This window comes from Vibrio sp. Isolate22 (assembly GCF_022398115.1).
Taxonomy (GTDB): Bacteria; Pseudomonadota; Gammaproteobacteria; order Enterobacterales; family Vibrionaceae; genus Vibrio.
Genome location: NZ_JAKEUW010000146.1, coordinates 1 through 935, shown reverse-complemented (window position 1 = coordinate 935; position 935 = coordinate 1). Strand labels below are relative to the sequence as shown.

Genomic DNA, 935 nt, shown 5'->3' with positions numbered 1-935 from the left:
GCCAACAATTGCGCTTGGCTCAAGGTAATCGATGCGTCTTCATTGACCGTGTAAGCCAAATCACCGCTCACTGGCGCATCATTAACGGCCTTCACATCCACTTCGGCCGTCGTCGAKACTTTCTCWCCATCTTCATCGGCAACCACAACCGTTAAGCTCACACCACCGTTGAAGTTCTCATTCGGTGCAAAGCTGTAGGTGCCGTCGTCATTCGCCGTTAAGATGCCGTCAGTGCCCGTGTACGTTACACTGTCTAGGCTGACATCGCCTTCCACATCACTCGATTGAGCCAGTAACTGCGCTTCAGTGAAGTTAATCACTTCATCTTCATTAATGGAGTAACTGGTTGAACCCGCGACCGGTGGATCGTTCACTTCTACAACGGTTAGGCCCGCTGTCGTTGACGCCGTTTCTCCGTCCTCATCACGGATGACAACRTTGAAGCTCACATCACCGTTGAAGTYCTCATTCGGTGCAAACGTATACGTGCCATCATCGTTGGTCGTGAACACACCATCAGAGCCACCGTAAGTGACCGTACTTACCGACACATCACCTTCTACATCCGAGGAGTTCGCTAACAACTGCTCGTTACTGATGGTGATCGAGTGATCTTCATTCACGGTATAAGACGTGCTACCCGCCAATGGCGTATCGTTCACCGCATCGACCGTCACACCAATGGTCGCATCCACCGTTTCTGAGCCAGTGGTCACGGAGAAGCTTAGGTCCACTTCGCCATTGAAGTTCTCATTCGGCTCAAAGCTGTAAGTACCGTCATTGTTGTTGGTTAAAACACCATCCGTTCCTGTGTAAGTCACAGAGTCAATCGATAGCGTTTCACCATCGGCATCTGACGCACCCGCCATCCGTTCCTGTGTAAGTCACAGAGTCAATCGATAGCGTTTCACCATCGGCATCTGACGCACCCGCCA

The 935-nt window shown here is 51.3% G+C and carries 1 pseudogene; it reads right to left on the bottom strand.

The features are described 5' to 3' along the window. A pseudogene (locus tag L1D55_RS27380) lies at positions 1–878 on the bottom strand (cadherin-like domain-containing protein); the annotation flags it as partial. Positions 879–935: the final 57 nt, after the last annotated feature.